The following is a 21,653-nucleotide window of genomic DNA, read 5'->3' as shown; positions in this document are numbered from 1 at the left end:
CCTACCACAAGCTTCTTTCCGTTAACTTTCTAGAAATTCCATTCGCTGTTAAAATCAGTACTAAGCCTATGATGGATTCAAATAAGCCAATCGCCGTCGCATAACTAAAGTTGCTCGATTCCAGACCTACTCGATACAAATAAGTTGAAATGACATCTGACGTTTCATAGGTCAATGGGTTGTATATAAGTAAAATTTTCTCGAAACCAACAGCCAAAAAACTTCCAATATTTAGAATTAACAATGTAATAATCGTTGGAAGAATTCCTGGAATGGTAATGTGCAACGTTTGCTTCCAACGATTGGCTCCGTCAATTTTTGCCGCCTCATAGAGAGAGTCATCAATCGTTGTTAAGGCAGCCAAATATAAAATTGCACCCCAACCCATCCCTTGCCAGATGTCAGAGGTAATATAAATGGTCCGAAACCATTCAGCCTGCTGAATAAAATTAATTTTTTCACCTGTAAAGAATTCAACGATCACATTAATCGAACCGTTGAGAGCCGTTAATTGCAAGATCATGCCTGCTACAATCACGATGGATAAGAAGTGAGGCAAATAGGAAGCTGTTTGAACAAATTTTTTGAATTTTTTAGCCTTGATTTCATTTAATAACAACGCAAAAATAATTGGCATTGGAAAGCAAATCAATAACGTAAGCCCGCCAAGCATGAGCGTATTTGTAAAGACCTTCCAAAAGGTAGGATCATTAATAAACATCTTAAAATAGTGAAAACCTACCCATTCTTCCCCAAACAAATGGCCCCCAGGAACAAAGCGCCTAAATGCAATGACATTTCCAATCATCGGACCATATTTAAAAATTATTAAGTAAATAAGCGGTAATAGCAGTAAGGAATATAGTTGCCAATCTTTCCGAATAACCGTTCTTAATCGTGTCAGCTTACGCATTTTTGTCCCTGTCAAAACATGCGCATTTCTAGCTTTGTCTATCCCTGCCATGTAACCCTCCCCTAACTTTGATAAACGAGCTTTCCTACGTTACTTATTTGACAGACAATAGGTTCAGGCGCTTACGGTCCCCCCTCTGCCAAGAAAAGAACCGCCGTCCCCTAATGAAAAGTGCCTTTGACAGCACAGCTTTTGTGATTTTTACTTATAAATTGTTCTGCCCCGTTCGTCGTTTATCCCCGACATCCGGTAGTAATACGTATTTACTTGGTCGCGCCATTCGCGGGCATTCGCTAATTGAGCTTCAAACCTTTCTTTTACATGCATATAAAGACTGTCAGGCATTGCTTCCTTCTGTCCCTCCCATGCTTCTAGAAACGCTTCAACCTCCTCTACACCTTCAAAATGGGCGTCATAAATGTGTTGGATCACAGTCTTTCCACTTTTTAGCATATGGGTATAAGGAACATGGTGAAAAAACAACAACAATTCGTCTGGGCACGTCGCTACATTTCCATACAACTCGGCCACAGGTTGTTTGTATTGGCTAATGTAATTACTTCCGGTTTTCGTACGGTCAACCCCTAAGCCGTTTCGGTCAGAGAAATGGTACGTCCCCCACGGCGAGTATTCATACCCATTTACATTTGGCCCATAATGATGGCCTGTGTTGACCATCCAACCGACACCAAGAGGGGCTGTATAAGCTTCATAAACAGACCATGACCGCTTTAAAATCGAACAAATTGTTTGCCGCACCTCAGCTGACAAGTGCGCATACGTCCGCTTTGCCCATTCTTCGGCAATCTTTCTTGGGCACTGCTCAGGATTCCAGGCGAGTTGGCCATAACCGTATAAATTGGCTTGGGCAAATGGATGCCCAGTCCAGTTTTGATTGTTTCCTATGTTTGAAACAGCTGTTACGCCTTTCCCCTTTCCGTCCTGTTGGCGGCTAGATAGAAGGTCGGCTATTTTTGTGCCCTCTCCATTTGCATGTGTGTCGAATGACCATATTTCTTGCCATTGCATTGGCAAATAACAAACATCTATTTGCTGCCCGGTGTATTCCTGGGTAATTTGTAGTTCCATGACGTAGTTCGTTTGTGTTAATGCTCCAAATAGGGGCGAGACAGGTTCCCGCACTTGAAAATCCATTGGGCCGTTTTTAATTTGCAAAATGACATTGTCTGCAAATGTCCCATCCAAAGGAGCAAAATGCTCATAGGCCGCCTTAGCCCTATCGGTCGAACGATCACGCCAATCTTGCAAGCAATCATAGACAAAACAACGCCAAAACACAACGCCACCATATGGTTTTAATGCATCAGCAAGCATATTAGCGCCTTGTGCATGCGTCCTGCCATATGTAAATGGTCCAGGCCGATGTTCGGAATCGGCTTTTATCACAAAGCCGCCAAATGTAGGAATGTACTTGTATATTTCCTCGACTTGCGTTTTCCACCAGTGAACAACACGCTTATCAAGGGGATCCGCTGTTTGCAAATGCCCCAGTGTCATCGGACTGGCAAAGTTTGCACTTAAAAAAAGCGTAATGTGGTAAGCATCAAATAAGTTTGCTACTTTTGCCAATTGTGGCAGCCACTTTTCTGTAATCAGTTCTGTTTCTTTTGCGTGGACATTTACATTGTTAATAGTCAAAGCATTGATGCCTATGGAAGAGAGCATTTCCGCATATTGGACGATTTCTTCGTCTGACGCTCCCCAGGCATTGTTGTCAAAAAAAAGCGATTTCCCTGCATACCCTCTTTCAACCGAACCATCCAGGTTATCCCAATGGTTGATCATCCGCACTTCCATCGCAGGCTGGTCTTCCGCTTCCATCGTTAGCAACGGACACCCTTGTTGGCTTTTCTTTAGAAACTCGTAAAAGCCATATAGCACGCCAAATTCTGTATCGCCTGCAATGATTAGTTGACTGCCGTCAGCGAATATACGGTACCCTTCTTGATGGCCCACCCGTTCGCTACGGCCCAAGTCGGCAAATGTTCCTACGATTACATTTGCAAACTCGGCATCTACTATGTCCACATCGGCAAATATCCGTGGCAAATATGTCTGCGCCACCTTTTTAATCGTGTCCAATCTAAAACCATTCCCTACTACGGAAATGTGGACTTTTTCGGCTCGGTGCCCTTGCCCTTCTTCAGGAAGCCAGCAAGTATCTCTTGCTCTAGTTTTCTCTTGAATAGGCATACTCCCAGTCACCCTTTTCTTTTTCGCTCGTTTATTTCCAATCCCTTGCTCTAATGCAGAAGTCCACGGTGGAAAAGCGCGCTAACGACGTTGGCGTCGAATGGGGAAGCCAGACTGGCAAGCATTTATACGAAAAGCGATTGTATAAACTTCCTTCCCCCTTCGATATCGTTTGCTTTTCACTTTTCCAAGCAATCGTATGTCGTCTCCTAGTCCGTCACCCATGAATCACACTTTTCCTAGCGCTTGTACCTCCTTCTGCTTGATTGAGACTGTTGCTCTCTAACTCGTGATAAGAAAACGAGTGGAAATCTGCATGTTTGCGTACACCTGACGTGTCTTGGCAATGCATGCCGACAAACGCTCCTGTAAAAAACCCACCATGGGCGATGTAGTCGTCAGAAAGTTTATAGGTGTCAAAAGAAACGCCAATATCCTCAAAATGGCTGCCATCAAAAGAATAAGCAAACGAGAATGTATCGTAACGGACGCTGACTTTAAGGTGGACAGTGGCTGCCTGTTCTGGCACAACGATTTCGCTGCCTTGCAATGGCTGGGAGACATGAAAATGGTCGCATTGGACAAGATCTAAAATCCGTCCTTTCTGCTCATGCCAAGTTACTTGAAGCGAAACCCAATTTTCAGTATCGTAATAGCAAATTAACCCGGCTGCCTGTTGAAACGTTTCTGGGTAAAAAGATACTTCCGTCGCAGCGTCAAAGTGAAAACTTTGCCAGCGGCGGGCGACAAGTGCTTGTGTATGTTTGGAGTGGAGTGATTCCCGCCCAAACAGGCGCAGAATGCCCGCTTCATGGTCGATCATACCAATTTCCTCATTAAATGGAATTCGCAATGTTTGATAGTGGTGGTTTAACACCGGGTGATCAAATGGATCACACTCGGGATAGTCTTGTGGCCATTGAACTTCTGGCAATTTTGGTCCAGCGACTTCTACTGATGGCAAAGGGCCATTGACAACATAAGGCCAGTCATCTTTCCAATCTATTTTTTGGATCGCCGTTTCACGGCCAAGTGGGCAAAAGCCTCGCTCCTCTAAGAGCTTCTTCCCTTGCCTCTTAATGGGCCGGCCTAATAAGTGAGCCATATACCAGTCGCCATGTTGCGTTTCTACAAGAGAGGCATGGCCAGCTTTTTGCAACGGATGGCTTGGATCTGCCCAGCTCGACAATATTGGGTTTTGTGGATGGACTTCGTAAGGGCCATAAATATCTTTCGAGCGGGCAATTGTGGCCGCATGCTCATATTTCGTTCCACCTTCTGCTGTCAGTAAATAATAATAGCCGTTTGCCTGGTAAAGGTGAGGGGCTTCTGTTAACCCTAATTCCGTCCCTTTAAAAATCATTTGCGGTTTACCAACTAATCGTTTTTCCAATACGCTGTATTCCTGTATGCAAATTCCATAAAAACGATGATTGTACACCCGTTGGTCCCACACCATATTCACCACATACTTGCGCCCGTCTTCATCATGGAATAAAGAAGGATCAAAGCCAGAGCTGTTCAAATAAATAGGCTCGCTCCATTCCCCATCAATCGTTTCACATGTCACAAGATAGTTATGGCCGTCTTTCCACGTATTGCCTTCCACTACTTTTACATCAGAGTAAACAAGCCAAAATTTCCCATTGGAGTAGCTCAAGCACGGCGCCCACACACCACCAGAATCGGGGTTGCCAATCATGTTTAATTGACTGATGCGATTAAGTGGCCGACTAATGAGGCGCCAGTTGACTAAATCACGGGAATGGTGGATTTGTACACCGGGAAACCATTCAAACGTGGAAACGGCCATATAGTAATCATCGCCCACCCGGCAAATACTCGGGTCTGGATTAAAGCCTTTTAAAACAGGGTTTCGTATCATTTGTCCGCTCCTTATTCATTTTTGTTACCGCTTTCATTTTACCAACCAATTAGAGGGAAAAACATGTACGTTTCTGCGCATTATTTACCCATACCTGCACAAAAGGGCTTCAAACATGGGCCTGATAAAAGCCAGATTCAGAGTGAAAACGAGGGGAATTGCAGATCGAACGTTTACTCGCCAGAAAGCAAAGCTCTGATACGCTCCCTCCTAAGACGAGAGCAGACATTGTGGCATGCCTGCTCCCTCGTAAATTATTTTCAGTAAAGTGACTCATGTTTGGCGCGGAACTGGCTTGGTGCTAGGCCAGTCCAGCGTTTGAATTGGCGGCTAAAATGGGAGATATCGTAATAGCCAAGTTGATCGGCAACCATTTCAATCGTCACATCTTTTTGCACCAACAGCGCTTTTGCTTTATTTAACTGTTTAAAGGACCAATACTTGCGCGGAGACATTTGGTATACTTTTTTAAACAATTGATTGCAATACGAAACACTTATGTTCAGTTTTTTGGCAATTTGTTCAATATTGCTTTTTTCTAACTGTCCGCCTCCCTCCAAGTTGCGCTCAATTTGCTCCGCTATTTGATAGGCGAGTGCAACGCTCCGTTCAGAAAGACGCTTGCCTTCTAACTCTTCGAGCCCCAGCGCAAGCATGCCCAGCATTTCAAACATCACTGCTTGCATATTCATTTTTTCGACGAGGCCAAAGGTATGGTGCCCCAGCAATTTAGCAATCCGTTCGAGAAATGGCGCCATTTTTTTGGCGAGGCTGCCACTGGCTTTAAAAAACAATGGATCGATATTGGTTAAATAAGGTAAAAACAGTTTGTCATCAATATTAAAATGAATGCATAAATACGTGAAAGGCTCTGTATTTCCACCTTTGCTGGCGTGAAATTCCCCTGGCCTTACGAGCACCAAGTCACCAGCATTTTGTTCATGGCGCTTCCCATTCGTTGTAAAAATTTGCTGCCCTTCTATGACCCAATTGATTTCATAAATAGCATGCTGATGTTCTGGGTAGAACCATGAGCCCTTCACTGTACGAACATGGACGCCAAACAGTTCAAGTTCCGTTTTCGTATTTGGGTAAACCGATTCGCTGATTAAAAATCGTTTGATTATATCTTCACTTGTCTGCCCGTTACCTTTAAAAATGAGGTTCAAAGCGCTCTCCTCCATTTTTCTCCATTATAGCGACAAACTCTTTTAGGAAAAAGGCGCATCGATTTGTTGCGGTAAAGTGTAAAAATTTTCTCTTGCCAAGATAAGTTGCTTTTGCTACACTTAATTTCAACAACTTTAACTGTATACGAATTCTTATTAAGAGGAGCAGAGGGACTGGCCCAATGATGCTTCAGCAACCCCGCCATGAGCGGAAGGTGCTAATTCCAGCAGGACTACGTCCTGGGAGATAAGAGATTGAATTGAACATTCACCCCTCTTTCTTTCCAGGAAGAGGGGTTTTTCGTTTTTCTTAAAAGAAGGCCAAATCCGTTGTTGAACAAGACTTAAAAACCCAGTAAGCATAGCTGTTTACTTAATTTAAGAGGAAGTGAATTTTCGTGATTGAATTTAAACAAGTGACAAAAACATTTCATTCAGGCAACCAGACAGTCACTGCCCTCGACAACGTGAATTTACATGTCGCCCGAGGGGAAATTTATGGTGTGATTGGTTTTAGCGGCGCCGGGAAAAGTACGCTCATTCGAAGTGCCAACTTGCTTGAGCGACCGACATCTGGCGAGGTCCTCATTAATGGTGTTAATTTGGCCACATTAAAAAGCCGAGAACTGCAAAAGGCAAAACGAAATATCGGCATGATCTTTCAACATTTTAACTTGCTCCAAAGCAAAACAGTGTTCGACAACGTTGCCACGCCATTAAAATTGACAAGAACGCCAAAAGCGGACATTCGCAAAAGAGTTACCGAACTCCTGTCATTTGTCGGTTTATCCGACAAGGCAGATAACTATCCAGAACAATTGTCTGGAGGGCAAAAACAGCGGATCGGCATCGCCAGAGCGCTTGCGACGAACCCAGAAGTGTTGCTTTGCGATGAAGCCACTTCCGCTCTTGATCCAGATACGACAAGCTCGATTTTACACCTATTAAAGAAAATAAACATTGAATACAACATTACGATTTTAATGATTACACACGAAATGTCGGTCATTCGCGAGATTTGCGATAAAGTCGCCGTTATGGAAAAGGGGCGCATCATCGAGGAAGGATCGGTGTTGTCGATTTTTTCAAGTCCACAACATCCGACAACGGAAAAATTCGTCCGCTCCATTATCCCGACTGGCCTGCCTGCCCGTGTCAAAGAAGCGCTGCAGCAGAAAGAACCGAACCGGCGCATTTATGAAGTGACTGTCACAGGCGATAGCTCCCACTCAGATTTGCTGCGCTCGTTAATCCAGACATTTGGCATTGAAGTTGACATTTTGCATGCGACAATGAACGACATTCAAGGCACATCGTTTGGGCGGATTTACTTCGACTTACGGGCAGAACCAGAAATACTTGCAGAAGCATCCAATTACTTAAAATCGCATCCGCTTCAACCGAAGGAGGTGACAGGCGATGCTCGAGTGGCTGCCTGAAGCAATTCGCCCTAATATTACAAGCGAGCTATTGCTCGAATCCTTATATGAAACTGTCTATATGGTCGGCTGGTCCTTGTTGTTTTCTGGGGTGATCGGCATTTTGCTTGGTGTTACCCTTGTTGTTACTCGGCCAGGGCACATACTCGAAAACAGCTTTGTGTTCCATACGCTCAACCCAATCATTAACGTGCTCCGCTCTGTGCCTTTTATCATTTTGTTGGTGGCGCTGATTCCCTTTACCCGTTTTTTGATGGGCTCTGCGATTGGAACGACGGCCGCGATTGTGCCGCTCGTGTTTTACGCCGGCCCTTATATTGCCCGGTTAATTGAAAACTCGCTGCTTGAGGTGGAACCTGGCATTATTGAAGCCGCTGACGCAATGGGCGCATCAAAAGCGCAAATTATTTTTCGCTTCATCTTACCCGAAGCGCTGTCTTCTTTGCTTCTCAGCTTAACAACAGCGACGATCGGTCTTGTTGGCGCGACAGCGATGGCAGGAGCAATTGGCGCAGGCGGAATTGGCGACGTAGCGATCACATATGGCTACCAGCGTTTTGACAATGGCACGATGCTCATCACAGTATTGTTGTTAATTGTCATTGTCCAAGGCTTGCAATCTTTAGGAAACATTTCATCGAAACGCGTCCGTAGACGATAAAGAGACCTACAGATATGAAAGAGGAGAGAAACCATCTATGAAAAAGACAGTTACGACCGCATCGCTTTCCATTTTAGCCGCATTTGCCCTCACTGCTTGCAATGCTGGCGCAGACAGCTTAGACGAAACGACGGACTACAGCCCCGACAATCCTGTTAGCGTCAAAATTGGCGTTACTGGCACAGATACGCCGCAATGGGACTTCATTGCTGACATTGCTGCTGAAGAAGGCATTGAAATTGAAATTGTTCGTTTTAATGACTACGTCCAGCCAAACCAGGCTCTAGCCGACGGCGAAATCGACGCCAATGCATTCCAAACGATTTCCTATTTTGACCACTTTATCGAAGAACATGACCTTGACTTAACAGCGATCGGTTCTACAGTGCTTGCGCCAATGGGGCTTTATTCCACTAAGTATGATTCAGTTGACGACATTCCTGATGGTGCCGAGATTACCATTGATAAAGAAGCGACGAACCAAGCACGCAACTTAATGCTCTTGCAAGAAGCAGGCCTGCTTGAACTAGAAGATGACTTCGGCGTTACAAGCGGCGTTGACCAAATTAAAAACAATCCAAAAAACATTAAATTAACGGAAATTGTCGCTGGCAACGCTCCTCGTCTCATGGAAGACGTGGATGCAGCCCTCATCAATAATGGCATTGCCGTTGATGCCGGGCTCGTTCCACCTGAAGATGCGATTGCCTTGGAAAGCGAAACAGCTACGCCGTACATTAACATCATAGCGGCACGAAGCGAAGACGCAGACAACCCTGTCCTACAGCGCATTGTCGACATTTACCAAAGTGATGAAGTCAAGACGTTTATTGAAGAAGAATACGCAGGCGCCACTATCCCAACCTACATTTCACTGGATGAGTTAAACAGTTATCCACGTTAAGGAGCGAAACCAATGCCGACCTATACTTTTGCAAAGCAAGCAATTGAATCAGCGATTGACAGCCAAGCAGAAATCTTTATTCGCACAAGCCAGCAAATCCATGAAAACCCTGAAATCGGCAATGAAGAAGTGTTTGCTTCTTCCCAACTAACGGAGCTCCTTACATCCGCTGGCTTTAGTGTCAAACTCGATGTGGCTGGCCACAAAACCGGCTTTTTTGCCGAAAAGGGCGACCCAGCTGGACCAACCATTGCTTTTCTAGCTGAATACGATGCCTTGCCTGGCATTGGCCATGCCTGCGGCCATAACATTATCGGCACTACAAGCGTCGCTGCAGCCATTGCCTTAGGGGAACAACTCCATGAATCAGGTGGGCGTGTCGTCGTTCTCGGTACACCAGCTGAAGAAGGCGGCGACAACGGCAGCGCGAAAGGCAGCTTTGTCCGTGAAGGGCTCTTAGCTGGCATCGACGCTGCACTGATGATCCACCCTAGCGGAGAGACACGAGTATCAGGCCGTTCTCTCGCTGTCGACCCTGTCGATTATGTGTTTCATGGCAAGCCAGCTCATGCTGCCGGTGCGCCTGAAAAAGGCATTAACGCCCTTGATGGGGTCATTCAACTTTTTAATGGCATTAATGCATTGCGCCAGCATGTGACCGATGATGTGCGCATTCATGGCATCATTCCTGACGGAGGCGACGCGGCTAATATTGTCCCTGACTATGCACGGGCACGCTTTTACATTCGCGCCAATACACGTCCAAAAACAGACATCATCCGCCAAAAAATCGATGCGATTGCCCAAGGGGCTGCCCTTGCTACAGGGGCAACTCTTGAAATTGTTGAGTTCCAAAACAAAGTCGACGACCTGCTGCCAAACGATGTCTTAAACGAACGATTTGTATCCATTTTTAAAGAGCTAGGCGAAGACGTCCAAACAGACGAACGTGACGGTCTCGGCTCCACGGACACAGGCAATATTAGCCAAGTGGTGCCTACGATACACCCTTACATTAAAATCGGCCCAGACGATTTAGTCGGCCACACGGTTGCCTTCCGGGAAGCTGCCGCTTCGCCCCAAGGCAATCAAGCGCTCATTACCGGAGCAAAAGGCCTAGCCCTTATCGGCTTTCAGCTATTAACCGAGCCAGAATTGCTGGCAAAAGCTAAGCAAGAACATGCTGAACGGAAACACGCAGCAGCACAAGCAGTTGTATAACCAAAAAGGAGTGCCCCAGTTATGGCACTCCTTTTTTATCTTAAGTACGTTGATTGATCGCTCCTTAGCTTCCTATCATTATGCCATTTTTGCAAATCTCGGGCCCATAAAGAATCGGCAATCACTAGCTGTTTATCATTGTTCTAACTCTTCTACAACCTCTTTTAATGTTTCGGGCCGGCCAACATTGCCAGGAAAAATAATGTACGTCGCATTTGCAAATTTGCTTTCGTTCCCTGTTTTCCATACAGGAATACCTGGTTGTATTTGTCCTAGCACTTCAGCGCGCTTAACAGCCAACCCTTTCGTGCCGATACTGCTCGATGTGATGCCGCCTTTTGCGACAATGTATTTAGGCCTAACTTGTAAGTCACGGACAATACTCGTAACGGCATCAGAAATGTTTACTGCCAATTTTAATTCTTCCTCCGCCTGATTGTCACCTAAATCAAGGCGTTCTCGCCGCGTATAACAGACTACCGATCGGCCACTAGCAATAGCCACCTCGCATTCACGACGGACTCTGGCAACTTCCCGTTCAAATTGATCAGGATAAAGAACTAGATGGACGTCGAATTCAACCCCTTCTACGAGTCCACTATCAAGAAGTTGTTGCAACTGGTCTGTCGTTTTTTTTACATGGGAACCGACGATAACAAGGCCTCCGTTCGTTGCTGCCTCGTCAACAAGGTCGCCTTTCTTTAACAGCGGTTTATCGGCCACACCGCCAAGCACTTTTGTCAACGAAGCGGCGCTGCGGACGAGAAAATGCTTGCCTGCTTTTAGAGCTTTCATAAAGGCGGTTACAAAGATCTCAACATCGCTATACTCGACAGCATTGACAACGATTTTCTGAAACCCTTGCGCTTTCATAAGCTGCTCTTTGACATCGTCGACTTGTTTTTCACGCAAATCTTGTAAACGAATATAGATCGTCTGTTCTTTTGTATACTCGCCTTCCGTCTTCTCTTCAATCCACTCGCCAAGGTGAGAAGCTGAAAACGAAAATGTCCGGTCTTTCGCAAACTCGGTTTCCCCGGCAGGAACGAGCGACTCCCCGTCTTGGACATAGTGGACATCGCCGATTGTCAATCGGCCTCCTTCTTTAAAAAACGGCATCACCACTTCACCGTCAAAACGAATTTCCGACATGCCTTCAATCGTCTGTTTTAATACGTCTGTTTCCAGCGGATAATGGCCACGAAGCGTTGAATCACCACGGCTTACGAGTACAAACGGAATGCCCTCTTCCTCAGAGATGCGCTGCACCCGTTCCGCAATTTCTTTATGGCAAGCGGTCGTCTCGCTCCGGGTAAAGCTGCGCGAGTTGGTCAGCAAAAAGAAAAGGCGGTTGCTTTCACGAAAGCCTGCGCGAATGGATGTTTCACTCCAATCGGTATAAACAGAAACGCCGTGAACGGTTTGGATGCCTGTCGGGTCATCATCAAGAACAATCATTTTATAAAGAGATTCTTTTAATTCTTGCTCTAATGACTGCTGTACAAGCGTACGGTCAATGGCGGGAAGCGTGTTTAAAACCGTTTTTGCATGTAAATGTTTCATTGTTTCAATGCCTCCCTCTCCACTATGACATTGGCCAATTTTTCATAATGTTGGACAATGCTTGCATGGTCGAGCGCTTCTTTCCCATCGGCTTTTAATGCATGGAAAATCTCCAGCAGTTGGCTTGATAACGGCAACGGTACAGACAATGCATGGGCTGTATCCATCACATTAGTCAAGTCTTTTAAATTAATATCAACCCGTCCGCCAGCTTTAAAGTCACGGTTGAGGATCATTGGCACTTTGGCATCAAGCACCGTGCTTCCAGCAAGCCCGCCACGGATTGCTTCGTACATTTTTTCAATGTTAATGCCCGCTTTGGCTGCCAGTGCCAACGCTTCTGAAACGGCGGCAATGTTCAAATTAACAATAATTTGGTTGGCTAGTTTCGCAGTCGCTCCACAGCCTGATTCGCCTACAAGGACAACGTCTGTCCCCATCGCAGCAAGAACCGGTTTAATTGATTCAAATACCGTCTCGTCGCCGCCAACCATAATTGCCAGCGTTCCGTCAATTGCTTTCGGCTCGCCACCGCTGACAGGTGCATCTAAAAAGACAACGCCTCTTTCAGAAGCTTGTTGTGCCAGTTGCCGCGAGTCGACTGGTGAAATTGAACTCATATCAACAATCACCATGCCTTTCTCGGCACCTTCCATAACGCCATTTGCGCCAAATATGGCTGAACGGACATGTTCACCTTTTGGCAACATCGTGATGACCACATCGCTGTTTAGCGCTATTGCTTTTCCAGAAATAGCTGGAAAAGCACCTTCTTTTGCAAGCATGTCGATTCGCTCTTGCTGAACGTCATACACTGACACCGTATAGCCTTTTTTTAGTAGATTGCGCACCATTGGCGCACCCATGATTCCTAATCCAATAAAGCCAACGCGTGTTTTCATTTCTACCACACCTTTATCTCTCTTTATTTATAACCCTGGCATGTATGCCGATGCGAGACTTAGCAAATAAATGAAGCCGAGCGCTGTCACTCCCGCAACAAAACCGCCAATACTCCACACTTTAATCGTTTCGACCATCGATAGGCGCCCAAACTTGGAAACAACCCAGAAGCCTGAATCATTTGGCAAGGAAAGCCCAATGCCCCCAGCACAAATTGCAAGCCCAAGCAAAACCGGCGATACCCCTAGTTCTCCGGCCATTGGGCCTAGAATAGACGACGTTGTGATCAAGGCAACGGTAGCGCTTCCAAGGGATGCCCGCAAAATTTGCGCGAACACAAATGCAAGCAGCAGCGCTGGCATATTCAAGCCTTGCATCACGGCAATCAGTTGATCGCCAAGCCCTGTCTCTTGGACGACTGAACCAAACGCGCCACCGGCCCCAGTAATGAGCAAAATCATGCCTGAAGCTTCAAACGCTTGATTTAAAACGACTTTTGGTTTTTCACGCAAATAAGGCTTCAATACATAAATGCCGGCAATAACACTAATTAAAAGCGCAACATTTTTATCACCGACTAAAGCAAAAACAGTCGGCAAGAAAGCGTCTTCATTGCCACGAAAAATAATATTATTCATTAACGTATTCGCTAAAATGAGCACAATCGGCAAAGCCAGCATGACATAAGACAACCATGCCGAAATTTCCTTCTGTTGTTCAATGTCGGCCGCAGCAGCAATTTCCTTTTCAGCATCTGCTAAACGCTGGCCTGTGGGGATCCGCCCTCCAACGGTCTTGCTGTAAATGACGCCGCCAACCAATGTGGCCACAACAGCAACAAGCAAGCCATAAAGAAAAAAGACGCCGATATCGACACCGGTTTGGTCTGCTACTACAAGTGGGCCTGGCGTCGGGATAATGACGCTGTGTGAAACGATTAGCCCGATGGAGAGAATGCCAACAAGTGTCGCCAGTGACAGTTTGGTTTTAAGCGCCAAGCTTTGCACCAGTTTGTTTAAAATGACAAAAGCGGCATCAAAAAACACAGGAATCGCTACCGTTGTTGCTGTTGCAGCCAATGCGTAGGGCGAGTTTTTGACACCAAATGCCTTTAGCATCGAGACAGCAATTTTCTCAATCGCCCCTGAAGAGGCAAGCAGCTGCCCATAGATAATGCCAAGACCTATTAAAATCCCAACGCCAGCTAACGTATTGCCAAACCCGGTAGCAATGATGCCAGCAAGTTCCCTAGTCGGTATTGCGGATACTAAGCCAAGGCCGAGGGCGACAACAAGCAAGGCAATATAGGCATCCCATTTAAATTTAATAATCAACAAAAACAATAATGTTAGGGCAATCACAAAGCCAACAATTAAACTGTACCCCTCTAACATAAACACACCTCAACTTTTGAAAGCTTCTCTATTTCGATCGACAGGCGCTATTTCTTCATCCGCGTCACGGCTAAGCGCGACTTATTTACATTTTCCTTTCCTTTTGGCCCAGCCATTGCCGCCACCCGTAAATAAAGCGTATCGATTAATGCCAGTTGAATGACACGGGAAACCATAGCATCAGGTTGCCTATTTGTTTCAGCCGCTTGCGTCAACAGCAAATAATCAGCCATCGAAGCAAGTGTCGTATTTTTGTTCGATGTAATGACAATGAGGCATGCACCATTGCTTTTCGCCATATCACAAACATTGATGATATCAATTGTTTCCCCAGAATGGGATATGGCAACAACGACATCCCCTCTATCCATATGACTCGCATAAATCGCCTGATAATGGGGGTCCTTCACTGATAACGTCATCCCCCCTAGCCGCATAAACTTGTGGGCGCCGTCCTCTGCAATTGTTCCCGATAAGCCTTGGCCAAAGAAATACAAGCGTTTTGCTGCGTGGAGTTTGCCAATCGCTTCCTCCATTTTCTCTAACTCTATTGCATGTTTGGTCATCGTCAAAGCTGCTGTAATCTGTTCACTCATTTTGACAAACACCGTATCAGCCAGATCCTCAGCCTTAATGTCAGCGCTTTCTTTTGATGCCGGTTTGATTTCAGCTAGTTCCTGAGCAAGCGCGACTTTTAGCTCTTGGTAGCTGCTGTAGCCCAACTTTTTATATAAGCGAACAACGCTTGGTTCACTCACTTTGCTTAAAAGCGCCAATTCATTCATGGACAACAAAAATGGCTTTTCATGCTTTTTTAGTTGAGTAATAATTTTCTTCTCTGAACCTGTCAATGACGCTTCATTTTGTTTAATCCGTTCTTGAAAACGAGCCAAGCAACAACACCCCCTTCAATGTTAGTAAGTTTACTACAAAATAACCGCTTACACAACTCTAAATTGCTTTATATCCTCTATTCTCTGTAATTTAACTACAATAAAGGCTTTATTCTGTTTGTTTCACTACATTAAATTACTATATTATTTATTTTTCCCTTTATAGAAGAAGAGTATTTCTTGGCCTATTGACCACTTTTTACGCTGATACATGGAATTTTAGGCTATACCGAAATATCTTATTTATTCTTTTATTTCATTAATAATTTTCATTGAAATTATTCTAAATTTGGGTTGACTCGTAAAGTTTATGGATGTTACCGTATATATAACAGAAAATTTTAAAAGGGTGATACATCTTGAAAAATGCATCTCCTATTACGATTGTGTTTAGCGGTTTAATAGTTGGTGTTAGTATCGCACTACTTTCCATCACTATATTTACAGTTTTTAATTTTACTATTCACGCACTTGCAACCATCATTTTAGGATTAATGGCTTTTATCTTTTTTATCTTGACAGCTCTAATCATTAAGAAACTCAATTAGGTTTTAAAAGCCGTAAAACGGCTTTTAAAATAAAACAAACCTTTGAAGGAGTGATTGGATGCAAGGGCTAAACACGCCGATAACAAACAGAATATTCATTTTATTCTTCGTATTCTCTTTGGTAGTAGCCAACATGTTTTCTATGGTGGGACAAGCTTCTGCCCATCAGAATCTATCTACAGAGAGTTGTGACTGTGGTGCAGAAGAAGATGTTTCAGAGAATGTTTCGATTGAAGAGATTAACGCTCAATCAGAAGGGGTTCAATTCCTAGACCCTAGTGAAGCACTTAGTACACTAAAAGGGTTTGAAAACAGCATAGGTGGAACTGAAAACGACTATTCTAAAGCTGTCCAGTGGTTGAAATCGAAAGGGTTTGAGAGGATCGAGGATAGTGCAGGAACTGTTGGGTATGATAAGCTTACAGTTGTATCTGGAACTGTAAATGATGTATACGAGTCAAAAGTTATTTTTGGACATGAGAATGGTAACTCAATTGGGAATATTGATGTTGTATATGACAAGGAATCTAATGAATTAATACATGTGCATGCACAGTATTTTAGCGGAATCGTAGAAGGTACAGAAGAGTTTACATTCTCAGAAGCACAATCATTTATTTCTGGATATGGCTACACTGACGTACACAACGATGCAGAATCTCTAGAAAATGAGCTAAATGAGTTAAGAGGAGAGGCTCCGGCTAACGATTTGTATAATTCAAATAACTCGGAGTATTGCGGTTATGCTACTCAAGCTGTATGTATATACCACTGTGGAGTTTCATGGGCTTTAGCTTGTTCAGCTGGTGGGCTGAAAACAGCTATTATTTGTGGATTGAGTTGTAGCACAATTTGTGGTTTTGGTACTTCATGGCTGTGTAACCAAATTTAATTACACAATAGTAAGAGTGCAGAATTATGACTGCACTCTTACTGTATATAGCGGATTAAATCCCAAAGTTATTAAGTGAATTCCCCCTTGGTTAGAGTGTTGACCTGGCTTGCCGTGAGCCTTTACTGGCGTGATGCGGATGAAGGAACTCGGGGTTGAAACGGCCTCATTATGATTTCTTTTTTGTACAAAAATACTATTTAACCGTTTTATGAAAAGTCGTGCGCAATAAACTTATCAAGATAACAGCGGATAACACAATATTAATCACGAATAAAAACCGAATATTAAGGAACTCTGCCCATAAGCCGCCAGCGATAATCCCGAGCGGCATCGTCATTTGCACGAGCGTTGCTATTGAGCCTGAAACCCGTCCCAGCATCTGATTAGGGGTAATCTCTTGCCGGACAGCAAGATAAATCACATTCGATACGCTTGTGGAAAAATTAAATAAAGCCATAGCAATTGCAATCATCCACCAAGAGGTAGCGAAAGCAAGGATCGTAAAAGCAACCACATCAAACATGTTCGTATATGTATAGATTTTCCCTCTTGGCAAGAGTGTGGCTAACTTTTTAACAATAAGCACTCCGACAAGCCCGCCCGCTGCACCAATGCTAATATACAAGCCAACTTGTGCTTCTGTTGCTTGCAGCTGATCGACTGCGAAAAAGACCAAAACTCCCATCATCAAACTAAAGCCAAAGTTTTGAAAAAAGATCACGACGGTTGTCACTTTTAGCAGTGAATTGTTAAAGAGTTCATGGAACCCTTCTTTAGCATCTTTCCAAAAGGTGATCTTTTCACGATCTTCTAGCCCCTCTATTTTTAGAGAGGGCAGCAGTACCGTACATAGAAGTGTTAGTGTTATAAAGACAAGCTGGACAGCCATAGTTCCAGCAAAGCTTAAGGCAGCAAGCGTTAACCCAGCAAACATAGGTCCAATCAAGCGCACAACGTTTGAAACGATGCCTAGTTTTGCATTTCCCTCAGTTAGCTGGTCTTTCTGTACCACCTGTGGGAGTGCAGCATGTGTGGCGTTTGTATGTAGAAGACCGGACGTAGCAAAGAAGAAACCTAGGAAGTACAAACTCCATAGCTGTACATTTTCAAAAAACAAAAGTAATGTTAAAAGAGCGATTGTCACCCATTGAAGCCCCGCCGCTGTAACAAGTACTTTTTTACGGTTGATCCGGTCAACCAAAATGCCTGCAGCAACCCCTAGTAGGCCACTTACTAAAAACTCCATTAAGCGCATTGTACTAATAAGCAATGCACTTTCCGTCAAGTCATACATCAATAAAGGAATCATGACAATATACATGTAAAGCCCTAAGTTACTAGTTGCATCACTCCCTAATAACAATAAAAAAGGGCGATTTTTCCAAAGAGAGTGTGAAGGCTCGATCGATAGTTTTCGTTCCCGATTCCCCAAGTAGTAAACTCCTCCCCCATTTTTTAAGCCAGGATTTTATACAAACTTCTTCAAATCCTCTCCAACGAAAAATCAATGTACAAAAAAGCGTTGTGGAGGGTTATCCTTTTCCTACACAACGCATGTTAACTCATTTCGACTGTTTAAGGAGGACTCCTTTTTTTAACGCTTGAAAATTTCCGGAACTGAAAACAGCGAGTTATGAAATTCACTCAAAAAAAGTTAGTTTGGCAGAGTTATGATCAAATTTTTAGTAAAAACACCCCGACAATGAAGTGAATCCTCATTTTCGGGGTGTTATCTGCTTTTTTACCATTTTTACTTAAAAATGAAGTAAAAAGGATAGGCACGCTTAACAATAAAATGCTACCCACGCCACCAATTGATACCACTCTTATTACATCTTTTTTACTGTGCTTTCACATCTTGGCTGACCAGCGCTTTCGATCTAAGCGGAGCCGAATCCGAAACACCCTTTATTAAGTACACGCTTACTACTACGTTTACACAGCAAGCTCTGACCGCTTCCCTGCCTTCATGACAAGGCCTTCAAGGCGTTTTCCCATCCACTTTTCAACTTGTTGGGCAAGTGTAATAAGGCCATCCAGGTCGGTGCCTGTGTCAATGCCCATTTCATGGAACATGTGGACTAAGTCCTCTGTACAAATGTTTCCTGTGGCTTTTGGCGCAAAGGGACAGCCACCAAGACCTCCAACAGCCGAATCAAAGCGTCTGACGCCTGCATCATACCCTGCCACTGCATTAGCCAGCCCGAGCCCCCGCGTATTGTGGAAATGGAGGCCTAAAGGAATATCCTCTCCAAATGTACGATAGAACCCACGAACAGTTTCTGCTACTTGGCGAGGGTTTGCCATCCCTGTCGTGTCAGCCAAGACCATTTCCGTTGCACCAGCTTTAAGGAAAGACTCGCATACCGAAAACACGGTCTCCATTTGCACGTCCCCGCTAAAAGGACAGCCAAAAGAAGTGGAAATGACCGCGACAACTGGCAAGTGGGTACTTGCCTCGCCTACAACCGGAAGCAAATCGCTTAAGCCTTCAGCAACGGTTTTGTTGGCATTTCTCTTATTAAATGCATCACTTGCTGAAATGGTAATATGGAGAACGTCAATTGGTGTTTGCAATGCACGTGTTATTCCTGAACGAGATAGCGCTAATCCGGCGATGCGGACACCTTCCCGGCGATGCCATGCGGCCATTACTTCTTCGGCATCAGCCATGGCCGGAACGAGCTTTTTGTTTACAAAGGAAACGGCTTCAATTTTTGAAATGCCAGAACGAGCAGCGTGTTCCATCATCTCTATTTTTTGTTCCACCGACAGCCTTACCTGTTCATTTTGTAGCCCATCTCTAGGTCCAACCTCACAAATCTCAACCAAATTTGTCCCCTCCCTCGTAATAATGAAGCACATAATCCCTGCCTTTGAAAATATGTTCGTTCATTGCCGCTTTTGCCCGTTCCCCATCCCTCTCTTCAATCGCTGCCACAATCGTTTTATGGGCAGCGAGAGACTGCTGCAACCCTTCTTCGCCAAACCAATAAAAAGATCGGTAAATAAAAGGCAACACGACTACTTTTGCGATTAATTCTTGGATATGCTGGTTGCGGCTCGCACGGTATACCGCATCATGAAATTGAGTGTTGGCAGCAATGACCGCACTGATCCGCTCTTCATGGGGCAAGGACGAATCCAATATCGTTTGTTCATACTGGCTGTTTGCTTGTTGGATGGCCGCCAAATCTTCTGATTGGTGATGTAGAGCAGCTTGCCCGGCGCCATAGCTTTCAAGCATTGCCCGTAAATCGTAAATTTGCCGTAAATCTTCTTTTGAAAAGGAGCGGACGAAAAATCCCCGTTTTAGCGGTTGGACTAGCCCATCAAATTCAAGCTGTTTTAACGCGCTTCGAATAGGCGTCCTGCTCACATTCCAGTCAATCGAAAGCGCTTCCTCAGTTAGGCGTTCTCCTTGTTTGTAGCGGCCAGTTATGATGGCCTCTTTAATTAGTTCGTATACGCTCATTGCCACACCTCTTTCAAATTAGTGTAGCTGATGTTCCCAATGATGGCAACGCTTAAGTTGTATACAAAACAATCCCCACTCGATCTTAGTAAGTATTTTCCCTCATCATACACTCACTACAAAAAGACGAATATTAACAGAAAGAAACTCTGTTTAAAATCGACATTGACGCGTATAACAAACATTTAACTGGCTAAAACGTGGTTATCATTCGCCTTTAAATCTATTTATCTCTTTAAATTCCAATATTCTATACTAGGTAAAAAGACTCAATATCTAATTTTTCTAACAAATAAGATAGACTTTTTGTATACAAAGTGATAGATTGTTTTAAAAGAAAGCGCTAACAACAGGAGGGTATGTATGTCACACTCAACACCAGCGCCTTTACCATTGGACGGCATTCGCGTGCTTGAATTAGGATCTTTGATTGCCGGCCCTTTTACGGGCAGATTGCTTGCCGACTTTGGCGCAGAAGTCATTAAAATCGAATCACCGGATAAGCCAGATCCCATGCGAAAGTGGGGAAAACATAAAAATGGCATCGGGCTGTGGTGGCCGATCCAATCAAGGAATAAACGCTCCATTACACTGAACTTACGGGAACAAGAAGGGCAACAACTCTTTAAAAAGCTTTCCGAAAAATCGGACATCATCATTGAAAATTTCCGCCCTGGCACGATGGAGAAATGGGGACTCTCGTATGAAACGCTTTCTAAAGAAAATGAAGGGCTGATTATGGTACGCACATCCGGTTTCGGGCAAACAGGACCATACAAAAACCGTGCTGGCTTTGGTAGCGTTGGCGAAGCAATGGGCGGCATTCGCCACGTAACTGGCTACGAAGACCGTCCTCCATCCCGGATTGGCATATCGATTGGCGATACACTAGCGGCTTTATTTTCGGCAATCGGCTGCTTGGCTGCATTGCAAGAGCGCAACCGTTCAGGCAAAGGCCAAATCGTCGATACCGCGATTTATGAATCGGTCTTTGCCGTCATGGAAAGCACAGTGCCTGACTACTTGCTCGCAGGGGCGATCCGTGAACGGATGGGCAATACGCTTCCTGGCATCGCTCCTTCTAACATTTATTTGACAAAAGACCGTACCTTCATTGTCATTGGCGCTAATGCAGATGGCGTGTTTCGCCGGCTTTGTGAAGCGATGGGCGAACCGGAGTTGGCAAACCATCCCGATTATTGCAGCCATGAAGCACGCGGGGAAAATATGAAAGCGCTTGATGAACGAATTGAAAGGTGGACAACCTCTCTTTCTGCCGAGGAGGCGCTTGCGATTCTCGAACAAAAAGGCGTTCCGTCTGGACTGATTTATTCGGCAAAAGAGATGGTTGAAGACCCTCACTACCAAGCGCGGGAAATGATTGTCCACGTCGATCACCCTACACTTGGGCCTTTTCCAATGCCTAGTGTTGTTCCTAAACTTAGCCGGACGCCAGGAGCGATCAAACACACTGGCTCTCTTGCTCCTGGTAGCGATAATGAAGCCGTCTACGGGCAGTTGCTGAACCTTGACAATGAGGCGTTATCCGCTTTGCAGAAACGACAAATTATATAAA

The 21,653-nt window shown here is 44.6% G+C and carries 18 protein-coding genes and 1 riboswitch; of the genes, 7 read left to right on the top strand and 11 right to left on the bottom strand.

What is annotated here, in order from left to right:
- Window position 1: 1 nt before the first annotated feature.
- The 4 genes from BUC05_RS17880 to BUC05_RS17865 all read right to left on the bottom strand — a co-directional run bounded on the left by BUC05_RS17880 (window position 2) and on the right by BUC05_RS17865 (window position 6,181).
- On the bottom strand, window positions 2-913 hold the full coding sequence (locus BUC05_RS17880) for an ABC transporter permease (protein WP_050749016.1): 912 nt from the start codon (window positions 911-913) through the stop codon (window positions 2-4).
- A gap of 201 nt (window positions 914-1,114) precedes the next feature.
- Complete coding sequence (locus BUC05_RS17875; RefSeq protein ID WP_073305609.1) at window positions 1,115-3,127, bottom strand: alpha-glucuronidase; 2,013 nt, start codon at window positions 3,125-3,127, stop codon at window positions 1,115-1,117.
- Between the two features lie 217 nt (window positions 3,128-3,344).
- Window positions 3,345-5,012: a glycoside hydrolase family 43 protein gene (locus tag BUC05_RS17870; RefSeq protein WP_073305608.1), complete on the bottom strand. Its 1,668-nt coding sequence runs from the start codon at window positions 5,010-5,012 to the stop codon at window positions 3,345-3,347.
- Window positions 5,013-5,272: 260 nt separating this feature from the next.
- Window positions 5,273-6,181: an AraC family transcriptional regulator gene (locus BUC05_RS17865; RefSeq protein WP_160162503.1), complete on the bottom strand. Its 909-nt coding sequence runs from the start codon at window positions 6,179-6,181 to the stop codon at window positions 5,273-5,275.
- 150 nt (window positions 6,182-6,331) lie between these two features.
- A riboswitch (SAM riboswitch) is annotated at window positions 6,332-6,435 on the top strand.
- Window positions 6,436-6,579: 144 nt separating this feature from the next.
- Here BUC05_RS17865 and BUC05_RS17860 point away from each other — a divergent pair.
- From BUC05_RS17860 to BUC05_RS17845, 4 genes are read left to right on the top strand one after another with little or no spacing between them, the layout of a single operon-like run.
- Complete coding sequence (locus tag BUC05_RS17860) at window positions 6,580-7,620, top strand: methionine ABC transporter ATP-binding protein (protein WP_073305606.1); 1,041 nt, start codon at window positions 6,580-6,582, stop codon at window positions 7,618-7,620.
- Complete coding sequence (locus BUC05_RS17855; RefSeq protein WP_011245408.1) at window positions 7,601-8,281, top strand: methionine ABC transporter permease; 681 nt, start codon at window positions 7,601-7,603, stop codon at window positions 8,279-8,281. Before BUC05_RS17860 ends, BUC05_RS17855 begins: the two co-directional genes overlap by 20 nt.
- A 37-nt stretch (window positions 8,282-8,318) precedes the next feature.
- Window positions 8,319-9,185, top strand: coding sequence for a MetQ/NlpA family ABC transporter substrate-binding protein (locus BUC05_RS17850; RefSeq protein ID WP_011245407.1), 867 nt, complete (start codon window positions 8,319-8,321; stop codon window positions 9,183-9,185).
- Window positions 9,186-9,197: 12 nt separating this feature from the next.
- Entirely contained in the window at window positions 9,198-10,406 is a 1,209-nt protein-coding gene (locus BUC05_RS17845) for a M20 family metallopeptidase (RefSeq protein WP_073305604.1), read from the top strand.
- Between the two features lie 135 nt (window positions 10,407-10,541).
- Here BUC05_RS17845 and BUC05_RS17840 read toward each other — a convergent pair whose 3' ends face one another.
- Genes BUC05_RS17840 through BUC05_RS17825 form a run of 4 tightly spaced genes read right to left on the bottom strand, consistent with a single transcriptional unit; the run spans window position 10,542 to window position 15,159 of the window.
- A complete protein-coding gene (locus tag BUC05_RS17840) occupies window positions 10,542-11,969 on the bottom strand; it encodes a four-carbon acid sugar kinase family protein (protein WP_035205276.1) in 1,428 nt (475 codons plus the stop codon).
- Window positions 11,966-12,871 (bottom strand): 2-hydroxy-3-oxopropionate reductase, encoded by a 906-nt coding sequence (gene garR / locus BUC05_RS17835; RefSeq protein WP_035205278.1) that lies wholly within the window; start codon window positions 12,869-12,871, stop codon window positions 11,966-11,968. Before garR ends, BUC05_RS17840 begins: the two co-directional genes overlap by 4 nt.
- Window positions 12,872-12,898: 27 nt before the next feature.
- On the bottom strand, window positions 12,899-14,266 hold the full coding sequence (locus BUC05_RS17830; protein WP_073305602.1) for a GntP family permease: 1,368 nt from the start codon (window positions 14,264-14,266) through the stop codon (window positions 12,899-12,901).
- A gap of 47 nt (window positions 14,267-14,313) precedes the next feature.
- Window positions 14,314-15,159, bottom strand: coding sequence for a MurR/RpiR family transcriptional regulator (locus BUC05_RS17825; protein ID WP_051881253.1), 846 nt, complete (start codon window positions 15,157-15,159; stop codon window positions 14,314-14,316).
- A 359-nt stretch (window positions 15,160-15,518) separates the two neighbouring features.
- On the opposite strand from BUC05_RS17825, the gene BUC05_RS17820 reads away from it, so the two are divergent.
- Window positions 15,519-15,707, top strand: a complete 189-nt coding sequence (locus tag BUC05_RS17820) for a hypothetical protein (protein ID WP_035205282.1) — start codon at window positions 15,519-15,521, stop codon at window positions 15,705-15,707.
- A 58-nt stretch (window positions 15,708-15,765) separates the two neighbouring features.
- Window positions 15,766-16,599: a hypothetical protein gene (locus tag BUC05_RS17815; protein WP_035205284.1), complete on the top strand. Its 834-nt coding sequence runs from the start codon at window positions 15,766-15,768 to the stop codon at window positions 16,597-16,599.
- A gap of 196 nt (window positions 16,600-16,795) precedes the next feature.
- On the opposite strand, the gene BUC05_RS17810 is transcribed toward BUC05_RS17815, so the two are convergent.
- The 3 genes from BUC05_RS17810 to BUC05_RS17800 form a co-directional block, all read right to left on the bottom strand.
- Window positions 16,796-18,034, bottom strand: a complete 1,239-nt coding sequence (locus tag BUC05_RS17810) for an MFS transporter (RefSeq protein ID WP_035205285.1) — start codon at window positions 18,032-18,034, stop codon at window positions 16,796-16,798.
- A 503-nt stretch (window positions 18,035-18,537) separates the two neighbouring features.
- Window positions 18,538-19,434 carry a hydroxymethylglutaryl-CoA lyase gene (locus BUC05_RS17805; RefSeq protein WP_035205286.1) on the bottom strand — a complete coding sequence of 299 codons (897 nt, stop codon included), beginning with the start codon at window positions 19,432-19,434 and terminating at the stop codon, window positions 18,538-18,540.
- Window positions 19,427-20,077 carry a GntR family transcriptional regulator gene (locus BUC05_RS17800; protein ID WP_011245403.1) on the bottom strand — a complete coding sequence of 217 codons (651 nt, stop codon included), beginning with the start codon at window positions 20,075-20,077 and terminating at the stop codon, window positions 19,427-19,429. The genes BUC05_RS17805 and BUC05_RS17800 overlap by 8 nt, the downstream gene beginning before the upstream one ends.
- Window positions 20,078-20,440: 363 nt before the next feature.
- Here BUC05_RS17800 and BUC05_RS17795 point away from each other — a divergent pair, with 363 nt between their 5' ends.
- Complete coding sequence (locus BUC05_RS17795; protein WP_035205288.1) at window positions 20,441-21,652, top strand: CaiB/BaiF CoA transferase family protein; 1,212 nt, start codon at window positions 20,441-20,443, stop codon at window positions 21,650-21,652.
- Window position 21,653 lies beyond the last annotated feature (1 nt).

The organism is Shouchella rhizosphaerae (genome assembly GCF_900142675.1).
GTDB classification, from domain to species: Bacteria; Bacillota; Bacilli; order Bacillales; family Bacillaceae_D; genus Shouchella; species Shouchella rhizosphaerae.
The sequence above is the reverse complement of the archived record's forward strand: the minus strand, read 5'-3'. Positions and strand labels throughout refer to the sequence as shown.